The following is an 18,474-nucleotide window of genomic DNA, read 5'->3' as shown; positions in this document are numbered from 1 at the left end:
CTGTCGCGTCGCGCGCCTGCGCATCGGCCGCCGCCGCGACCAGCCAGCCGCGACGCAGCAGATCGCCGACGGCCTCGCCGCCGTCGCGCTCGCGCACCACGCTGCGCCGCCACGGCGGCGTATCCCGTGCCAGCACCTGCAGCAGGGCCAGCGCCTTGCCCGGCCGGCGCGAGGCCCGCAGCGCCTCGGCGCCCGCGGGACCGATGTCGAGCAGCGGGTCTTCATCGTCTCCGCTGACGCCGTCGGCACGCCGCAGCCCGGGCGGCAGCGCGAGCGCGATGACTTCGCCGAGCGGCGCGTGGTAGTAGCGGGAGACGAAGGCGGCCAGTTCCAGCCAGTCGGGCGGCAGGGGCGGAACGTCGCGCTGGATGTGATTCACCGCCTTGAGGCGCGCCGGATCGATGTCCGCGTCGGTAGCCAGTGCGACGATCAGCCCGTTGCGCTCGCCGCGCCCGAAAGGCACTTTGACGCAGCGCCCGACATCGGCCCCGGATGCATCCGGGGCAAGATAATCAAACACTTGCGGCAGGGGAACCGGCAGGGCGACGCGAACGATGGGCATGCGGCAGGAAAGTGATTCGGAAAAGCCGTTTTGCTTCAGTATCTTGAGGGCGGTTCATGAGAACGAACCACGTAAATGCAAGGCAAGCCATTGGCGGGAAAACCTCCCCGGAGCTTGTCCACAAAAACTGTGGATAAGTTTGTGGGAAAGATGGGAGAATCGGCCTCAAACCAGCGAAAAGCCAGGCTTTTCGTCACATTGCCTTAACATTGTGCTTTTTAAAAATCCTTTATTTTCAATACGTTGTAAAAGCAGGCGAATAAGGCTCGAATCCCGTTCCCATGCCCGCCACGGAACGCAATGATGTGCATAAGTCAAGCGCCGAGATACTAATTTCATGCTTGACAGACAGCGCCGGCAACCTTCGAAAAAGACTGCCTGGCGCTGCCGGGCAGCGGACGGAAGATCAGCCTTGCGCGCGCAGCTTGCGGCTGTGCGCATGGACGGTATCGACCAGCACCGTCACGTTGTCGGGCGGGGTGAACTGCGAGATGCCGTGGCCGAGGTTGAACACGTGCCCCGGATGCGCGCCGAAGGCATCCAGCACCCGCCGGGTTTCGCTGGCCACGGCCTCGGGCGGGGCGAACAGCACATTGGGATCGAGGTTGCCTTGCAGGGCCACCTTGTCGCCCACCAGCCGGCGCGCACGGCCGATGTCCATGGTCCAGTCGAGGCCGACCGCGTCGGCGCCGATGGCGGCAATCGATTCCAGCCACAGGCCGCCGCCCTTCGTGAACACGATGCTGGGCACGCGCTGGCCGTCGCGCTCGCGGATCAGGCCGGCCACCACTTGTTCCAGGTAGCGCAGCGAAAACTCGCGGTAGGCCGCTTCGGACAGCACCCCGCCCCAGGAGTCGAACACCATCACCGCCTGGGCGCCGGCCTCGATCTGGGCGTTGAGGTACTTCACCACCGCCTGCGCGGTCACGTCGAGGATGTGGTGCATGAGCTCGGGGCGGCTGTAGGCCAGGCTCTTGACCTTGCGGTAGTCGCTCGACGAGCCGCCTTCGACCATGTAGCAGGCCAGCGTCCACGGGCTGCCCGAGAAGCCGATCAGCGGCACGCTGCCGTCGAGCGCGCGGCGGATCTCGCTGACCGCATCCATGACGTACTGCAGTTCGGCGTGGGGGTCGGGGGCGCTGAGATTGCGGATTTCCCACTCGTCCTTCAGCGGACGCTCGAAGCGCGGCCCTTCGCCTTCGGCGAAATACAGCCCGAGGCCCATCGCGTCGGGCACGGTAAGGATGTCCGAGAACAGGATGGCGGCGTCGAGATCGTAGCGCGCCAGCGGCTGCAGCGTGACCTCGCAGGCCATCGCGGGGCTCTTGCACAGTTGCAGGAAGCTACCGGCGCGCTTGCGCGTCTCGCAGTATTCCGGCAGGTAGCGGCCGGCCTGGCGCATCAGCCAGACGGGCGTGTATTCGGTGGGCTGGCGCAGCAGGGCGCGCAGGAAGGTGTCGTTCTTGAGGCGGCTCACGTCGAGTCCTTATCACGGTCGTTCATGCACAAGCCGTGATTATCGCCCGTCGACGGCGGCGATGGGATTGTTGCGTGTCAAACGGGCGCCGGAGAGGCACGGGACCGGGGGGCGGAGCGGGTCTCAGCGGCGCCAGAAAGTCGGCGTCAATACGACGAGGAAGGTGAAGATCTCGAGCCGCCCGAGAATCATCGTGAACGCCAGCACCCACTTCTGGAACACCGTCAGCGCCTGGTAGTTCGAGCCCGGCCCGACGGCCTCCAGGCCGGGGCCGGTATTGTTCAGGCAGGCGGCCACGGCGGAAAAGGCGGTGACCAGCTCCAGCCCGGTGGCGACGAGGATCAGCGTCAGGCCGGCGATGGACACCATGTAGGTGAAGCTGAAGCCGAGCACGGCGTGCAGGACGGTATCGGGCACCGCCTGCCTGCCGATCCGCACCGGCTGCACCGCGTTGGGATGCAGCGAGCGTACGATCTCGCGCAGCACCTGCTTGTACAGGATCATGGCGCGCATCATCTTGATGCCGCCACCGGTCGAGCCCGAACAGGCGATGAAGCTGCCCAGGAACAGCATCCAGATCTGGGCGAACATCGGCCAGACGGTGTAGTCGTCGATGACGAGGCCGAGCGAGGTCGAGATCGACACCACGTGGAAGGCCACGCTGCGCAGGGTGCCGAGCGGATCGGCGTGGCCCTGCCAGTACATCAGGTAAACGGTGAGCAGCACGATGCTGAACAGCAGCACCGTGAAGTAGAACTGGATCTCCGGGTCGCGCGAGTAGGGTCGTATCGAGCGGCGCACCAGGGCGAGGTAGTGGGTGGCGTAGTTCAGCCCGGCCAGCAGCGCGAACACGATCGTCACCAGTTCGACGTTGAGGTTGTCGAAGTGCCCGAGCGAGGCGTCCTTGTTCGAGAACCCGCCGAGGCCGGCGACCGAGAACGCATGGATCAGCGCATCCCATCCGTCCAGGCCGGCCAGCCACAGGCTGAAACCGCAGGCGATCGTCAGCAGCAGATAGGCCAGCCACAGCCCCTTGGCCGTCTCGGTGATGCGCGGCGTGAGACTGGAATCCTTCATCGGCGTCGGCACTTCGGCCTTGTAGGCCTGGCGGCCGCCGATGCCCAGCAGCGGCAGGATGGCCACCACCAGCACGATGACGCCCATGCCGCCGATCCAGTGCATGAAGGTGCGCCACAGGTTGATCGAGATCGGCAGGTCATCCAGGCCGGAGAGCACGGTCGCCCCGGTGGCGGTGAGGCCGGACACCGCCTCGAAATAGGCGTCGGTGAAGCTCAGCGCCGGCATGAAGGCCAGCAGCGGCAAGGCGCCGAACAGCGGCAGGATGACCCAGGTCGCGGCCACCAGGAAGAAGCCGTCGTGCACCCGCAGGTCGCGCCGCACGCCACGCGTGGCGGCCCACAGGAGCAGGCCCGCGACGAAGGTCGAGAAAATCGCCTTGTCATAAGCGAGCGTCGCGCCGTCGTCGAGCCAGACCGACACGCCGAGCGGAAACCCCATCAACAGGCCGAAGATCATGATGATCAGGCCGAGCGCGTTCAGCGCCGGGTGGTAAGCACGCATGCCGGATCGCCCGTCAGAGGAAGTGGAAGCCGACCTGGAAGACCTTCTCGACCTTGCGCACCAGGTTCTTGTGGGTACAGAACACGATCACGTGGTCGTTCTCCTCGATCACCGTGTCGTGGTGGGGCATGATCACCTCGCGCCGCAGCACCCGGCCATCCTCGCGCTTCACCTCGCGCACGATGGCGCCGATGGTCGCCCCCTTGGGGAAGGGAATCTCCTCGATCGGCCGGCCGACCACCTTGGAGTCCTTGCGGCTGCCGTGGGCGATGATCTCCAGCGCCTCGGCCGCGCCGCGCCGCAGGCTGTGCACCGCCACCACGTCGCCGCGGCGCACGTGCGCGAGCAGGGTGCCGATCGAGGTGTGCGCGGGCGAGATGGCGATGTCGATCGGCCCGCCCTGCACCAGGTCGACATAGCTCTTGCGGTTGATCAGCGCCAGCGTGCGGCGCGCGCCCATGCGCTTGGCCACCAAGGCCGACATGATGTTGTCTTCTTCATCGTTGGTCAGCGCAACGAACAGGTCGGTCTCGTCGATGCCCTCGGCCTCGAGCAGCTTCTCGTCGGTCGAGTCGCCGCGCAGCACCAGCGCCCTGGAAAGCTGGCTGGCCAGCAGTTCGGCGCGCTCCTGCCGTGCCTCGAGGATCTTGACGTGGTAGTCGGCCTCGATCGAGCGCGCCAGGCGGAAGCCGATGTTGCCGCCGCCGGCGATCATGATGCGCCGCATCGGCTTGTCCGAGCGGCGCAGCTCGCGCATCACCTGGCGGATGTGCACGCTGGCGGCGAGACAGAAGACTTCGTCGCCCGGCACGATGATGGTGTCGCCCTGCGGGATGATCGGCACGCCGTTGCGGTAGATGGCGGCGATGCGGACCTCGACGTTGGGCAGGTGGAACTTGAGCGCCTTGAGCGGGTGCCCCACCAGCGGCCCGCCTTCGAAGGCACACACGCAGATCAGGCTGAGAACGCCGCCAGCGAACTCCAGCACCTGCAACGCCTCGGGAAAGGCGATCAGGCGTTTGATGTAGTCGGTGACGACCTGCTCGGGGCAGATCGAGAAATCGACGGCGAAATTCGTCTCGTCAAGCAGTTCGGGATAATCGACGTAGTCGGTCGAGCGCAGGCGCGCGATGCGCGTCGGCAGGTTGAAAATCACCTTGGCGATGCGGCAGGCGCACAGGTTGGTCTGGTCCGACTGGGTGACCGCGATCAGCAGGTCGGCATCGTTGGCGCCGGCTTCCCGCAGCACCGAGGGCGATGCTGCGTTGCCACAGACGGTGCGCACCTCCAGGCGGTCGCGCAGGACGCCAAGGCTGTCCGGGCTGGTGTCGACGAGGGTGATGTCGTTGGCTTCGGAAGCCAGGTTTTCCGCCACCGAGGCGCCGACCTGGCCGGCACCGAGAATGATGATCTTCACCGAACGCTTCCGCAGTACGCACTGGCGAGGATTCTACGCTGCCCCGCACAATCCCGGAACAGGATTGCTGCGGTGCAGCATGTGTTGCCTCAGTTCTCTTCGTGCCGGCGCCCCGCCTGCAGGCCGAGCTGCTTGAGCTTGCGATAGAGATGGGTGCGCTCCAGCCCGGTCTTTTCGGCCAGCCGCGTCATGTTGCCGCCTTCCAGGCGCAGGTGGTGCTCGAAATAGAGGCGCTCGAAGGCCTCGCGCGCCTCGCGCAGGGGCTGGTCGAACGAGACCCCGATCAAGCCGGCGGCCGCATCCGGCGGCAGCAGGCGGCGCACGTCGCCCGCGCCGATTTCCTCTTCGAGCGTGCCGAGGGCGAGCGACTTCACCGCGGCGCGCAGTTCGGCATACCCGCCCGGCCAGGGCAGGTTGCGCACCTGGTTGAGCGCAGCGGTGGAAAAACGGCGCAAGGGCACTTCGCCGCCTTCGACCAGGTGCAGCAGGATCTGGCTGGCAAGCTCGGGCAGGTCGTCGCGCACGTCGGCGATCGACGGTGGCGCCAAGCTGACCTCGAACAGGCGCGATACCAGCGCCTCTTCCCAGCCTTCGGCGAGCAGGGCCTCGGCGCTGCGGTCGGTGGCCGCCACCAGGCGCAGGTCGTAGCGGTCGAGGCGGTCGACGGCGAAGGCCAGGTTCTTCTGCTGGGCACGCGACAGGCGTGCTAGTTCGCCGACGAACAGCACGCCGCCCTGCGTGGCCTGCAGCTGGTTGATGTCGAGCGGCACCGCGATCGCGGCGAGGTCGAGCCAGGCCACCCTGCCGCTGTGGACGCTGCGCGCGACGAGCTCGGCCAGGCTACCCGCCCCCACCCGCAGCAGCAGCAGGCGCGAGCTGGAGGCGATCTGCTCCACGCGGCGGCGCAGTTCGCGCAGCGGCACCGAACGGGTGAAGGCCGCCAGCGTCAGCGGCGCCGGGGCGCCTGGCGCCAGCGGGCGCTGCAGCCCGCGCTTGACCGCCGCCAGCAGCTTCTGCAGTGCGATCGGCTTTTCCAGGTAGTCGATCGCGCCGATGCGCGTCGCCTCCACCGCGGTATCGATGGTGCCGTGGCCGGACATCATCACCACCGGCATGTTGAGCTGGCCGTTCGCCGCCCATTCCTTCAGCAGCGTGATGCCATCGGTGTCGGGCATCCAGATGTCGAGCAGCACGATGTCGGGGCGCCCCGCATTGCGCATCGCCCGCGCCGCGGTGGCGTTCTCGGCGAGCAGGATGTCGTAGCCCTCGTCGCGCAGGATCTCGGACAGGAGTTCGCGAATGCCGACTTCGTCATCAACGATGAGTATCTTTGCCATTGTGTTCAGTCTTCGTCAGTCGTTTCGGCCAGGCGCAGCCGGATGCGGATATCCGCCCCGCCGCCGTCGCGGTTGGCCAACCGGACGTCACCGCCGTGCTCGTCCACGATCTTCTTCACCATTGCCAGCCCCAGCCCGGTGCCGCGCGACTTGGTGGTGAAATAGGGTTCGAAAGCATGTGCCAGCACTTCGCCCGGGAAGCCCGGCCCATTGTCGCGGAACATCAGCAGCACGCGCTCCCCCTCGCGCCGCGTGATCACGCGCACCTCGCCGGCTTCCACGCCGGCGAGCGCGTCCTGCGCATTCTGCAGCATGTTGTGGATCACCTGCCGGAGCTGGCTCGCATCACCCTGCACGCGCGGCAGTTCGGCGGCGAGTTCGAGCCGGATCAGCGAGGCCGCGCTCTCGTAGAGATTCAACACCTCCCGGATCAGCGCATTGAGGTCGATCACCTTCAGTTGCGGCGCCGGCAGGCGGGCGTAGTCGCGGAAGGCGTTGACGAGGTTCTTCATCGCCTCGACCTGGTTGACGATCGTCGTCGTGCCGCGCTCGAGCATCTCGCGGCCCTTGTCGTCGAGTTTGTCCGCCAACTTGAAGGCGAGGCGCTCGGCCGAGAGCTGGATCGGCGTCAGCGGGTTCTTGATCTCGTGCGCAAGGCGCCGCGCCACCTCGCCCCAGGCCGCGGTGCGCTGCGCCGCGACGAGGCGCGAGATGTCGTCGAACACGACCACCAGCCCGCCGCCGCTGCCTTCGGGCAGGCGCGAACCATGGATCAGCAGCGTCAGCGGCGTGCTGTCCTTGACCGGCAGCTCGATCTGCGCCTGCCAATCGCCCTCGTTGGCGGCGAAGCCGTCGAGAAGCGCATCGCGGAAGCGCTCCAGGCGCGGCCATTCGCTGAGGGCGATGTCCTCGAAGCCGGCCAGGGCGTCGCCCAGCACCTGCACCGCGCCATGATTGGCGGCACGCAGCCGGCCGTCGGCCGAAAACGCAAGTACGCCGGTCGACAGGTTGGCGAGCACGCTCTCCAGGTAGGCGCGTGCCGACTCCACCGCGGCGCGGTTGCGCTCGGCGACTTCGCGGGCCTCTTCGAGCTGGCGCGTCATGCGGTTGAAGGACTGGGTCAGCACCCCGAGCTCATCGCGCGCCGGCAAGGCCTGGCGCGGGCTGAAGTCGCCCTGCGCCACCGCCTGCGTGCCCTCGGCCAGGATCAACAGCGGCGCCGCCAGGCGGCGGGCGATGATGAAAGCAGCGGCCACCGCCGTCAGCAAGGCCAGCAGCAGGGTCAGGGTCAGGGTCAGGGTATAGATGCGGTTCAGCCCTTCGCGGCCGAGCGTGAGCTGCTGGTATTCGCGGTAGGCCTCCTGCACCGCCTCGGCGTGTCGCCCGAAGGTTTCCGGCACGGCCTGCGTCAGTTGCAGCAGGCTGGGCTCGCCCGCCAGCGTGCGCAGCGGAATCGGCACGATGACACGGATCACCAGGCGGCCGTCGGGCTGGCTCTCGACGGCATGGAAGCGGCGTACCTGGCGCGCCTGGCGCAACTGGCTGGTGCTCGGCAGGTCCGGAATGAGCCCGGCCGTGGCGTCGGCTGCCGTCGCCAGGATCTGGCCGTTGGCCGCGATCACGGTCGCGCCGCCGACTGCCGCCTGTTCGCGCAGCCGGTTCAGCAACGCCGGCGAGACCCGCCCCGCGCCTTCCAGCTCCAGCACCATGTCGTCCGCCTTGTCGCTGATCTGGCCGACGAGGTAATCGAGCGCGTTCTGGCCCAGTGCGATGCCGCCTTCCAGGGCGGACTCCACCCGCACGTCGAACCAGGACTGGATGCTGCGCACCACGAACTGCAGCGACACGGCGTACACGACCACGCCGGGCACCACACCCATCAAGGCGAACATGAGCACCAGCCTGTACTTGAGGCGCGACCCGAACTGGCGCGTGCGGTACTCGCGCCACAGCTGGCGCAACTGGACCCCCACCAGGCCGGCAAGGGCGACGACCAGCACACCGTTGAGGGCGAGCAGATACGGGTAGCTGCTGACGAACAGCTCGGTGTTCGAACTGGCCGAGGTCAGCAGGAAGAGCGAGATCGCAGCCAATACCGCCGCGACGACGAGCAGGAAGCGCTTCATCGCTGGCCCGCCGCCCCGGGCAGGAAGGTCCAGGTGGCCCAGTCCGTGCCAAGGCTCCAGTCGCGGCTGCCGATCGCCGTCACCTGGAAGGGTTTGGGCAATTGGCTGGTGTCGAGCCGGAAGCGCAACTCCACGTCGTGGGACACGCCGGCGGCGAGCTGCTCGGTATCGGCGATCTGCCAGTTCCGCACGCGCTGCATGGTACGCACGGCCGCGTCGAGGTTGTCGAAACTGTGGTGGAGGCTGCCGATCGACAAGCGGTAGCTGCGGGTGATGGCGTGGTAGGAAAGACGATAGTCGAGGCTGCGGTCGACGACGACCTCGTTCAGCCAGTACCAGCGCGGCCGCTCGATACGCAGTTCGGTGGTGAAATACAACGACACGCCACGCATCACCGCATCGACGAGGCGGGGATTCAGCTCGATGTCGATGTCAGCGTTGAGCACATAGCCGCCGTCCCCCCGCACGATCTCCGCGCTGAGGATTCTGGCGTCGTCGGCCTGGGCCGCGGGGGCGAGCGCGAACAGCGCAAGCAGCACGCAGCACGCTCGCAGCAGACGCTCAAGCCTTCTTGCGCAGGCAGGCAAAATAGAAGCCGTCATGTTCGGCATCGGGCAGCAGGGGGCAATCGGGGGAGGCTTCGATGGGGACGGGTTCGGCATCGGCATGGCGATCGAGGAAACGTACGACCTGCGCCGTGTTCTCCTGCTCGAACACCGAGCACGTGACGTAGAGCATTGTGCCACCCGGAGCCAGGGTCTGCCAAAGCGCATCGACGATGCGGGCCTGCTGGGCGGCGAAAGCGGCGATATCCTCGTCGCGGCGCAGCCACTTGATGTCCGGATGGCGGCGCACGACGCCGGATGCCGAGCACGGCACATCGGCCAGGATGCGGTCGAACGGGCGCCCATCCCACCAGTTGCCGACATCGCTGCAATCGGCCACCTGGATGCGCGCATCGAGCCCGAGCCGATCCAGGTTGCGGCGGATGCGCTGCGCACGGCGCGGATCCAACTCCAGCGCCAGCAGCTCGACATCGGCCAATTCCAGCAGATGCGCGGTCTTGCCGCCCGGCGCCGCACAGGCGTCGAGCACCCGTTCGCCGGCGCGGGGGGCGAGCAGCGGGGCCGCGCGCTGGGCCCCCGCATCCTGCACCGACACCCTGCCCTCGGCATAGCCCGGCAGGCGTGCAAGCGCTAGCGGATGCGCCAGCAGCAGGGTGTCCCCGCCGACGGCACGCGCCGCGATTCCGGCCTCTTCCAGCTCGGCCAGCACGGCCTCCACGCTTGCCCGCCGCCGGTTTACGCGCAGCGCCATCGGCGGACGGCCGTTGCCGGCCTCCAGCACGGCCTGCCAGCTTTTCGGGTGGTTCTTTCGCACACGCTCAACCCACCAGCGCGGGTAGGCATGGCGCGCCTCATCATCCGCATCGACCCAGGCCGGCCACTGCGCCCACTGGCGCAAGGCGTTGCGCAGCACACCATTGACCATGCCCTTCAAGCCAGGCATCGCCACCGCCGCGGCCTGCACCGCCTGATCCACCACCGTGTGCGCCTGCTCGGGGCGCTGCACCAGGCGCATCAGCGCCACCAGCAGCAGGCCGTGAATGAGCACGGCCGGCGCGCTGTGCAGAAGTTGGCGAAGGATGGCATCGCCACGCCCGTAGTCCCGCAGCGTCGACCACGCCAGGTCGCGCACCGCACCGCGCGTGCCATCCGGCCAGGCGGCATTGGCCTCTGCCATGCGTTCGAAGGCATCGGTCAGGTTGCCGCCCTCCATCACATGGGCGACGAGTTCGGCCGCGCGCAGCATCGCGTAGCCCAGGCTGTCCTCGGGCAACGGCTGTGCCGCAACGCTATGCTTGCCCGGCCCCGTTCGGGGTTTGCCGGACGCCCCGCGCGGTCGGGAAGGATGGGGTGCCCCGCCGGGACGCCGGGAATTGACGGAAGAACTCACTGGATATCTGGACCTGGAGCAGGCGCCACCGGCTATCTTCAGGCCAGGAGCGCACGCAAATGATTGGGAAGCGCGAACTGCGCGTGATGTACCGCGCCATTGTAATGTTGAAGCTCACCGATTCGCCGTTCCATGATGCGGCGATCGATCTCCTCGGCCGCCAGAGCGAGCGGATCAAGCCGGTCGGAAGCCGTCGCCAGCCCCCACAGGCTGCCGTACAGCGGAATGTGGAGAAAATACGGCCTCACGCAGGCAAACACGCGGCGCAGGCGCCGCACCAGGGCCTGCACCCGCTCGGGCTGGAAGGCCGGCGCCCCCAGGTGCAAGCTCAGCGCGCCGCCATCAGCGAGCAAGGCGCGGCAGGCGCGGAAGAAATCCTCGCCATAGAGCGCCTCGGCCAGCCCCACCGGATCGGTCAGATCGAGCACGATGAGATCGTAGCCAGCAGCAGCGGCCGGGCCGTCGACAGTGACATAGCGCAAGCCATCGCCGATGCGGAGGTCGACGCGGGCATCGTCGAGTGCGCCATGATGGATGCCCTGCAGATAGCGGCGCGAGAGATCGACGACCTTCTCGTCCAGTTCGACGATCACCACACGTTCGATGGTCGGGTACTTGAGCAGCTCCTCGGCAGAGCCACCATCCCCTCCGCCGATGATCAGCGCCTGGCGCACCCCTTCATGTGCCATTGCAGGTACGTGAACCAGATTCTCGTGGTAATGAAACTCGTCGCGCTCCGAACTCATGAAGCAGCCATCGAGGCGGAACAGGCGGCCAAAGCGTGGCGTGTCCCACACCTCGTAGTGCTGCCAACGGGACGTACCCGCCTCCAGCAAGCGCCCGGCACTGAGAAAGTACCCCGCATCCTCGCTCAGCCATTCGGACAACACCTCTGCCGGCAAACGGAGTCTGGCGTCTGTCATGCTGACCTCCAGTGAGAAACGAGGCGCCGTCGCACACCCGGCATCCGCCGCCCGAAGGCACGGTGCCGGCAGGCTTTCCAGGACATGTGTTCCACGTGAAACAAATCGACGTCACCGCAAGAAGGTATCGTAGGCCAGCCGTGCAATCAGCACAGCCACAACCGCCAGGAACATCTTGCGCACAAAACCCGAGCCACGCTGCAGCGCGAGCCGCGACCCGATCACCGCGCCGCATAGATTGCACGACGCCATGACCAGCCCCAGCTTCCACATCAACTCGACCGTACCGGCAAAGTAGGTGATCGCCGCGACATTGGTCGCAACGTTGAGGATTTTTGCCGACACCGAGGCACGCAGAAAATCCATGCCCAGCAACCGGATGAGCAGAAAGATAAAAAAACTGCCTGTCCCCGGCCCGAAGAAGCCATCGTAAAACCCGATGACCGCCCCGATACCCAGCGCCAATCCAGCGGAGCGCAGGCCGTGTTTCGGCTCGGTCGAAACCGAACCGAGATCCTTGCGAACGAAGGTGTAGAAAGCGACGAGGATCAGCAGCAGCAGTATCAATGGCCGCAGCACCGTCGGGTCCAGAAACACCACGGCCTTGGCCCCGAACCACGATCCCAGCAGCGCCGCAACGGCACCCGGGCCCACGACCCCCCAGGGGATTTCCACGTGGCGTCCGTACTGGATTGCCGCGCTCGTCGTACCGACGATACTGGCCAGCTTGTTGGTACCGAACAAGACTGCGGGCGCGGTGGAGGGATAGGCGGTAAACAGCGCAGGGATCTGGATCAGCCCGCCACCTCCGACGACCGCATCCACGAAACCGGCAAACAGCGCAGCCAGCCCCAGTACGACAAAAAGAATTTCGGTATCCATGGAATTGTTTCACGTGAAACACATCGCAGCGCCGGCAGCTCATCGCCCTCCGGTACGAAGCATCCGACAGCCACCAGCAGCACTTTTTGATGGCCGCAGACGTACATCGCCCACCGTCGATCTTACCCGGAATGCCCACCCCGAAAGGCACGACCACGCTTGCCTAGCGAGACACCCCGAAACAGCCCGATAGAGACCAATGGAAACAAGGACTTGCGACCATGGAGCGCTTGACTTAGAATGGCGCGTCCGGCCCTTGCCGGGCCACATCTGCTGGTTGGAGAGGACGCCATGTCATCAGACGCCCTATTCCAATTGGGGATCGTCTCAGTTCGACTGAACACCTCCCAAACGGAAAACCGATCGAGACCGCGATCAACGCGACGGTCTGAGCGCTGCCTGCCCGGCTTGCGCATCACCTGCCATCGCACGCCGCTCGACCTCAGGCCATTCAGCCGCAGGCCTTGCCCTGCCCTGCATCACGGCCGAATACCCCACTGAAACCCGGCCTCCTGGCCAGCGCCCTTACGGCACGCCCGCGGCATGCGCTCCACGCCGCGGCCTGATTCATTTGCACACGCCTTCGGGCTGGTGCTGCTTGAGCATTTCGACATCGTGATCCAGACACCCTATTACCTGATCGACAAATCCCGCCTGCTGAAGAACCTGCAGCGCATCGATTTCGTCCGCAAGCAATCCGGCGCCAAGGTCCTGCTCGCCCTCAAGTGCTTCGCCACCTGGTCGGTCTTCGATCTGATGAGCGAGTACATGGACGGCAGCACCTCGTCGTCGCTGTACGAAGTCCGCCTGGGCGACGAGAAATTCGGCGGCGAGACCCATGCCTACAGCGTGGCCTACGCCGACCACGAGATCGACGAAGTCGTCTCCCACGCCGACAAGATCATCTTCAACAGCCTGAGCCAACTCGAACGCCATGCGGAACGCACGGCAGGCAAACCCGTCGGACTGCGCCTGAACCCGGGCGTCAGCAGCTCGGGCTACGATCTGGCCGATCCAGCCCGCCCCTTCAGCCGCCTGGGCGAATCCGACCCCGCGCGCGTCGCGCCCTTCATCGGACGCCTGAGCGGCTTCATGATCCACAACAACTGCGACAACCGCGACTTCGCCCGCTTTGACGCCCTGCTCGGCGAAATCGAAACGCGCTTCGGCGGCCTGCTCTCGCAGGTCGAATGGATCAGCCTCGGCGGCGGCATCCACTTCACCGCCGACGGCTATCCGCTGGACGCCTTCTGCACCCGCCTGCGCAACTTCGCCGAACACCATGGCGTGCAGGTCTACCTGGAACCGGGCGAAGCCACCATCAGCGACAGCGCCAGCCTGGAAGTCAGCGTGCTCGACACCTTGCACAACAGCAAGCAACTCGCCGTGGTGGACGCCTCGACCGAGGCCCACATGCTGGACCTCCTGATCTACCGGCTGCATGCGCGCATCGAACCCGACGCGGGCCCGCATCGCTACCTGATCTACGGGAAGTCCTGCCTGGCCGGCGACATCTTCGGCGAATTCGATTTTCCACATGCCCTCGAAGTGGGGCAGCGGCTATCGATCCGCGATGCCGCCGGCTACACGATGGTCAAGAAAAACTGGTTCAACGGCCTGACCATGCCATCCATCGTCGTGCGCGAGCTCGACGGCACGGAACGGGTGGTACGCCAGTTCGGCTACCACGACTACCTAGACAGCCTGTCCTGAGCGCAAGCCAGGCATCCCATCAAAGGAGCTGCCAGATGAAACCCAATGTCCTCATCATCGGCGCCGGCGGCGTGGCCCACGTGGTCGCGCACAAGTGCGCCCAGAACAACCGCCAGTTCGGCGACATCCACATCGCCTCACGCACGCCCGGCAAATGCCAGGCCATCATCGAATCCGTACACGCCAAGGGCAGCCTGCAACGCCCGGGCACCCTGCGCGCCCATGCGCTGGATGCCATGGACGTGGCCGCCACCGAGGCACTGATCCGCGACACCGGCGCCCGCATCGTCATCAACGTCGGCTCGGCCTTCCTGAACATGTCGGTGCTGCAGGCTTGCCTGCAGACCGGCGCGGCCTACATCGACACCGCCATCCACGAAGAACCGGACAAGGTCTGCGAAGCCCCGCCGTGGTACGCCAACCACGAATGGAAGCGGCGCGAAGCCTGCGAAGTCGCCGGCGTGACGGCGATCCTGGGCACCGGCTTCGACCCCGGCGTGGTCAACGCCTACGCCCGCCTGGCCTGCGACGAGTATTTCGACCGCGTCGACGCCATCGACATCATCGACATCAACGCCGGCCGCCACGACCGCTACTTCGCTACCAACTTCGATCCCGAGGTCAATTTCCGCGAATTCACCGGCACGGTCTGGTCCTGGCAGGACAGGCAATGGACCGCCGCCAAGATGTTCGAATACCGCAAGGAATGGAACCTGCCCGTCGTCGGCCGGCAGACCGCCTACCTCACCGGCCACGACGAACTGCACTCCCTGTCGCAGAACCTCGACGTGCCCAACATCCGCTTCTGGATGGGCTTCAGCGAGCACTACATCAACGTCTTCACCGTGCTCAAGAACATCGGCATGCTGTCCGAGCAGCCGGTGCGCACCGCCGAGGGCCAGGAAATCGTCCCCCTCAAGGTACTCAAGGCCGTCCTCCCCGACCCCGCCTCGCTTGCCCCCGCCTACAGCGGCAAGACCTGCATCGGCAACATGGTGCGCGGCGAGAAGGACGGCAAGGAACGCACCGTATTCATCTACAACATCTGCGATCATGCAGAGAACTCCCGTGAAATCGGCAGCCAGGCGATCTCCTACACCGCCGGCGTCCCCGCCGTCGCCGCCGCGCTGCTGATCGCTCGGGGCACCTGGGACGTTCGGCGCATGGTCAACGTCGAAGAACTACCCGCCCGCCCCTTCCTCGCGCTGATGGCTGAGATGGGCTTGAAGACCTGGGTGCGGGAAGGCGAGCGCGACGTGCTGCTGATGGAACAGGCGGAAACGGTAGGCGTATAGATGGCTGGCTCACCGGCCCCGCGCAGCAGCGGGGCCGGTGAAGAACAGGAATCCGGCTGTGCTGTCGCGGATCAGTTCCTTTCGACTCATACCCCATCTCCCTGCTGTCATCACTTCGACAAAGCGCTCGACAGTGATATCGCCTGCTTCAACTGCATCGGGCTACCGCCCGAATTCGCCAACATGGCGAGAAGCGCTCGATCCGTTGCCCGGTGAATGTCACTTTCTATTCCTCTGGCTTCAAGCGGGCCTGCAGAAACGAGAAGCCTTGGGCACACGCGAGTGCATTCCATGGAAACCCATGGAATGCACCTCACTTCCCGATGCAAAACCTAGAAAAGATCACCCCCAGCAGATCGTCCGCCGTGAATTCCCCGGTGATCTCCCCCAGGCTCTCCTGCGCTAAGCGCAGTTCCTCGGCGAAGAGTTCGAGCGCAGCGGATTGAGCAGCGGCGGATTCGACGTGGGCGAGGGCGGCGCGCAGGGCGTGAAGGTGGCGTTCGCGGGCGAGGATGACGTCTTCGCCGTGGGCGTGCCAGCCGGCGATGCGCAGTAGTTCGGCGCGGACGAGGTCGATGCCGGTGCCGCGCTTGGCCGAGACTTGCAGGCAGATGCGGCCGCTTGGTTCCACGGGCTCCTCGATCCGCCCGGCCGCCAGGCCGGCGAGGTCGATCTTGTTGACGACGGTGATGCGTTCCACCCCCTGTGGCAGGCGGGCGTCGATGGATTCGGGCGTGGTATCCGTCACGGCGGCGCTGGCGTCGACGAGGCGCAGGATGACGTCGGCGCGTTCGATTTCGCGCCAGGTGCGTTCGATGCCGATGCGTTCGACGGTGTCGGCGGTTTCGCGCAGGCCGGCGGTGTCGATGATGTGCAGCGGGATGCCTTCGATCTGAATCGTCTCGCGCAGCGCGTCGCGGGTGGTGCCGGCGATGTCGGTGACGATGGCGCGGTCTTCGCCAGCGAGCTGGTTGAGCAGGCTGGACTTGCCGACGTTGGGTTCGCCCACCAGCACGACGTTGAGGCCGCTGCGCAGCAGCGCGCCCTGGCGGGCACGGTCGAGCACGCTTTCGAGCCTTGCGCGGATGTCTTCCAGGCGCGGCATGGCGCGCGCGCGTTCGAGGAACTCGATTTCTTCTTCGGGGAAATCCAGCGTCGCTTCGACCAGCATGCGCAGGTCGACCAGCGCGTCGACGATGCGGTGGATTTCTTCCGAGAAACGGCCGGACAGCGAGCGCACGGCGGAGCGGGCGGCGGCGGCGGTGGAGGCTTCGATGAGGTCGGCGACGCTTTCGGCCTGGGCGAGGTCGAGCTTGCCGTTGAGGAAGGCGCGGCGGGTGAATTCGCCCGGTTCGGCGAGCCGCGCGCCGAGTTCGAGGCAGCGCGCCAGCAGCATCTGCATGACCACCGGGCCGCCGTGGCCCTGCAGTTCGAGCACGTCCTCGCCGGTGAAGGAAGCGGGCGCGGGGAAATGGAGCAGGATGCCTTCGTCGATGGCCGCGCCGGCGGCGTCGCGGAAGGCCGAGAACATCGCCCGGCGCGGCTGCGGCGTGCGGCCGCAGAGTGCGCTGGCGAATTCGCTTAGGCTGGCGCCCGAGACGCGGACGACACCGATGCCGCCGCGGCCCGGTGCCGTCGCGATGGCGGCAATGACGTCAGGCGTCCTTGCTGCCGGGTTTTGCACTTTCGATCATCCGCGTGATCTGCCATTGCTGGGCGATCGACAGGATGTTGTTGACCACCCAGTACAGCACCAGGCCGGACGGGAACCACAGGAACATGAAGGTGAACACGATCGGCATCGCCATCATGACCTTGGCCTGGATCGGGTCGGGCGGCGTCGGGTTCAGCTTCATCTGGATCAGCATGGATGCGCCCATGATGATCGGCAGGATGAAGTACGGATCTTTCGCGGACAGATCCTGGATCCAGCCCAGCCAGGGCGCATGGCGCATCTCGACGCTGCCCAGCAGCACCCAGTACAGGGCGATGAACACCGGAATCTGTACCAGGATCGGCAGGCAGCCTCCAAGCGGGTTGATCTTCTCGGTGCGGTAGAGATTCATCATCTCCTGCTGCATCTTAGCCTTGTCGTTGCCGTACAGCTCCTTCATGCGCTGCAGGCGCGGGCCGAGCACGCGCATCTTGGCCATCGACTTGTAGCTCGCCGCCGACAGCGGGAAGAACACCAGCTTGAGCACCACGGTGACGAGGATGATGGCCCAGCCCCAGTTGCCAGTCAGCTTGTGGAACCACGACAGCACCCAGAACAACGGCGCGGCGATCACCGTCAGCCAGCCGTAATCGACCACCAGGTCGAGGCCCGGCGCGATGCCTTCGAGCTTGTCCTGCTCCTGGGGGCCGGCGTACAGGCGGGTGCCCACCGTGGCTTGCGCGCCCGGTTCGATCGCGGCCACCGGCATGATCAGGCCGGCCGAGAACAGGTTGTTGCCCAGCGGGCGGGCGAAGTATTCGCGTTGCGCGCCTTGTTCCGGCAGCCAGGCACTGACGAAGTAGTGCTGCACCATCGCCACCCAGCCGTCGCTGGCGGTCTTGATGAACTTGGCGTCGCCGTCGGCGATGTCGCCGAACTGCACCTTCTGGAACTTGCCCGCGTCGGTGAAAAAGGCCGGGCCGGTGAAGGTGGTGACGCCGAAGGCTTCGACCTGCTCGGCGGGGTTGCCGTCGCGGGTGAGCTGGAAGTAAGCGTGCGGGGCAATGGCCTGGCCGGCGCCGTTGCGGATCTCGTAGGCGACGTCGATCAGGTAGCTGCCGCGCTGGAAGCGCATCACCTTGGTGACTTGCAGGCCATTCTGCTCGGGCGCCTGCAGGCGCAGTTCGACGCTGTCCTCGCCGTCCTTCAGCGACAGCTCGGAAGCCGGCAGCGCGAACAGCGTCTTGTGCGTCGGCAGGCCTTCGCCGATCAGGCCGGACTGGGCGGTGTACTGATGGCGAGTGGTGCCGTCGTCGAGCAGCACGAAGTTGGCATCGCCACCGCTGGCCTTGTGCTGCTTGAGCTCGAGGCGGACGATGTCGCCGCCCTCGGCGGACACTTCGGCACGCAGCAGGTCGGTCTCGACCACTGCGCGCGGCGCCGTGGCTGCGGCCGTGGCGGACTGGCCGCCCGGAACGGCGCTCTGGCCCGCGAGGCTGGCCGACGGCGTCGGAACCGAGCCGTCGGCAGCCGCCGCGCCAGCAGCGGCGG

At 66.4% G+C, this 18,474-nt stretch carries 14 protein-coding genes; 2 read left to right on the top strand and 12 right to left on the bottom strand.

The features are described 5' to 3' along the window. From C666_RS15300 to C666_RS15255, 10 genes are all read right to left on the bottom strand, one after another. The coding region (locus tag C666_RS15300) for a primosomal protein N' family DNA-binding protein (protein WP_004342524.1) at positions 1-562 on the bottom strand (562 nt) is incomplete at its 3' end. A gap of 406 nt (positions 563-968) precedes the next feature. Next, positions 969-2,039 (bottom strand): uroporphyrinogen decarboxylase, encoded by a 1,071-nt coding sequence (gene hemE, locus C666_RS15295; protein ID WP_004342522.1) that lies wholly within the window; start codon positions 2,037-2,039, stop codon positions 969-971. A 123-nt stretch (positions 2,040-2,162) separates the two neighbouring features. Further along, positions 2,163-3,620 carry a TrkH family potassium uptake protein gene (locus tag C666_RS15290; RefSeq protein ID WP_004342521.1) on the bottom strand — a complete coding sequence of 486 codons (1,458 nt, stop codon included), beginning with the start codon at positions 3,618-3,620 and terminating at the stop codon, positions 2,163-2,165. A 13-nt stretch (positions 3,621-3,633) separates the two neighbouring features. Further along, entirely contained in the window at positions 3,634-5,037 is a 1,404-nt protein-coding gene (gene trkA, locus C666_RS15285; protein WP_004342519.1) for a Trk system potassium transporter TrkA, read from the bottom strand. Positions 5,038-5,126: 89 nt separating this feature from the next. Then, positions 5,127-6,374, bottom strand: coding sequence for a sigma-54-dependent transcriptional regulator (locus tag C666_RS20980; RefSeq protein WP_004342518.1), 1,248 nt, complete (start codon positions 6,372-6,374; stop codon positions 5,127-5,129). A 5-nt stretch (positions 6,375-6,379) separates the two neighbouring features. Then, a complete protein-coding gene (locus C666_RS15275) occupies positions 6,380-8,500 on the bottom strand; it encodes a sensor histidine kinase (protein ID WP_004342515.1) in 2,121 nt (706 codons plus the stop codon). Beyond that, complete coding sequence (locus C666_RS15270; protein WP_028792266.1) at positions 8,497-9,111, bottom strand: DUF4390 domain-containing protein; 615 nt, start codon at positions 9,109-9,111, stop codon at positions 8,497-8,499. Before C666_RS15270 ends, C666_RS15275 begins: the two co-directional genes overlap by 4 nt. Then, entirely contained in the window at positions 9,062-10,312 is a 1,251-nt protein-coding gene (gene rsmB, locus C666_RS15265; protein ID WP_004342511.1) for a 16S rRNA (cytosine(967)-C(5))-methyltransferase RsmB, read from the bottom strand. The genes C666_RS15270 and rsmB overlap by 50 nt, the downstream gene beginning before the upstream one ends. Positions 10,313-10,494: 182 nt before the next feature. Continuing rightward, the gene (gene speE / locus C666_RS15260; protein ID WP_004342510.1) at positions 10,495-11,379 is read right to left on the bottom strand and encodes a polyamine aminopropyltransferase; all 885 of its coding nucleotides are present in this window, start codon (positions 11,377-11,379) and stop codon (positions 10,495-10,497) included. Positions 11,380-11,490: 111 nt separating this feature from the next. Next, the gene (locus tag C666_RS15255; RefSeq protein ID WP_004342507.1) at positions 11,491-12,261 is read right to left on the bottom strand and encodes a TSUP family transporter; all 771 of its coding nucleotides are present in this window, start codon (positions 12,259-12,261) and stop codon (positions 11,491-11,493) included. Positions 12,262-12,804: 543 nt separating this feature from the next. Here C666_RS15255 and C666_RS15250 point away from each other — a divergent pair. Next, a complete protein-coding gene (locus C666_RS15250; protein ID WP_211206762.1) occupies positions 12,805-13,974 on the top strand; it encodes a carboxynorspermidine decarboxylase in 1,170 nt (389 codons plus the stop codon). Between the two features lie 35 nt (positions 13,975-14,009). Further along, positions 14,010-15,269, top strand: a complete 1,260-nt coding sequence (locus C666_RS15245; RefSeq protein WP_004342503.1) for a saccharopine dehydrogenase family protein — start codon at positions 14,010-14,012, stop codon at positions 15,267-15,269. Between the two features lie 313 nt (positions 15,270-15,582). Here C666_RS15245 and mnmE read toward each other — a convergent pair whose 3' ends face one another. Both mnmE and yidC read right to left on the bottom strand, forming a co-directional pair. Next, entirely contained in the window at positions 15,583-16,953 is a 1,371-nt protein-coding gene (mnmE, locus tag C666_RS15240) for a tRNA uridine-5-carboxymethylaminomethyl(34) synthesis GTPase MnmE (protein ID WP_004342501.1), read from the bottom strand. Next, positions 16,925-18,474: membrane protein insertase YidC (gene yidC, locus C666_RS15235; RefSeq protein WP_004342500.1), on the bottom strand; the 1,550-nt coding region annotated here is incomplete at its 5' end. The genes mnmE and yidC, both read right to left, overlap by 29 nt.

The organism is Thauera linaloolentis 47Lol = DSM 12138 (assembly GCF_000310205.1).
Classification (GTDB): Bacteria; Pseudomonadota; Gammaproteobacteria; order Burkholderiales; family Rhodocyclaceae; genus Thauera; species Thauera linaloolentis.
The sequence above is the reverse complement of the archived record's forward strand: the minus strand, read 5'-3'. Positions and strand labels throughout refer to the sequence as shown.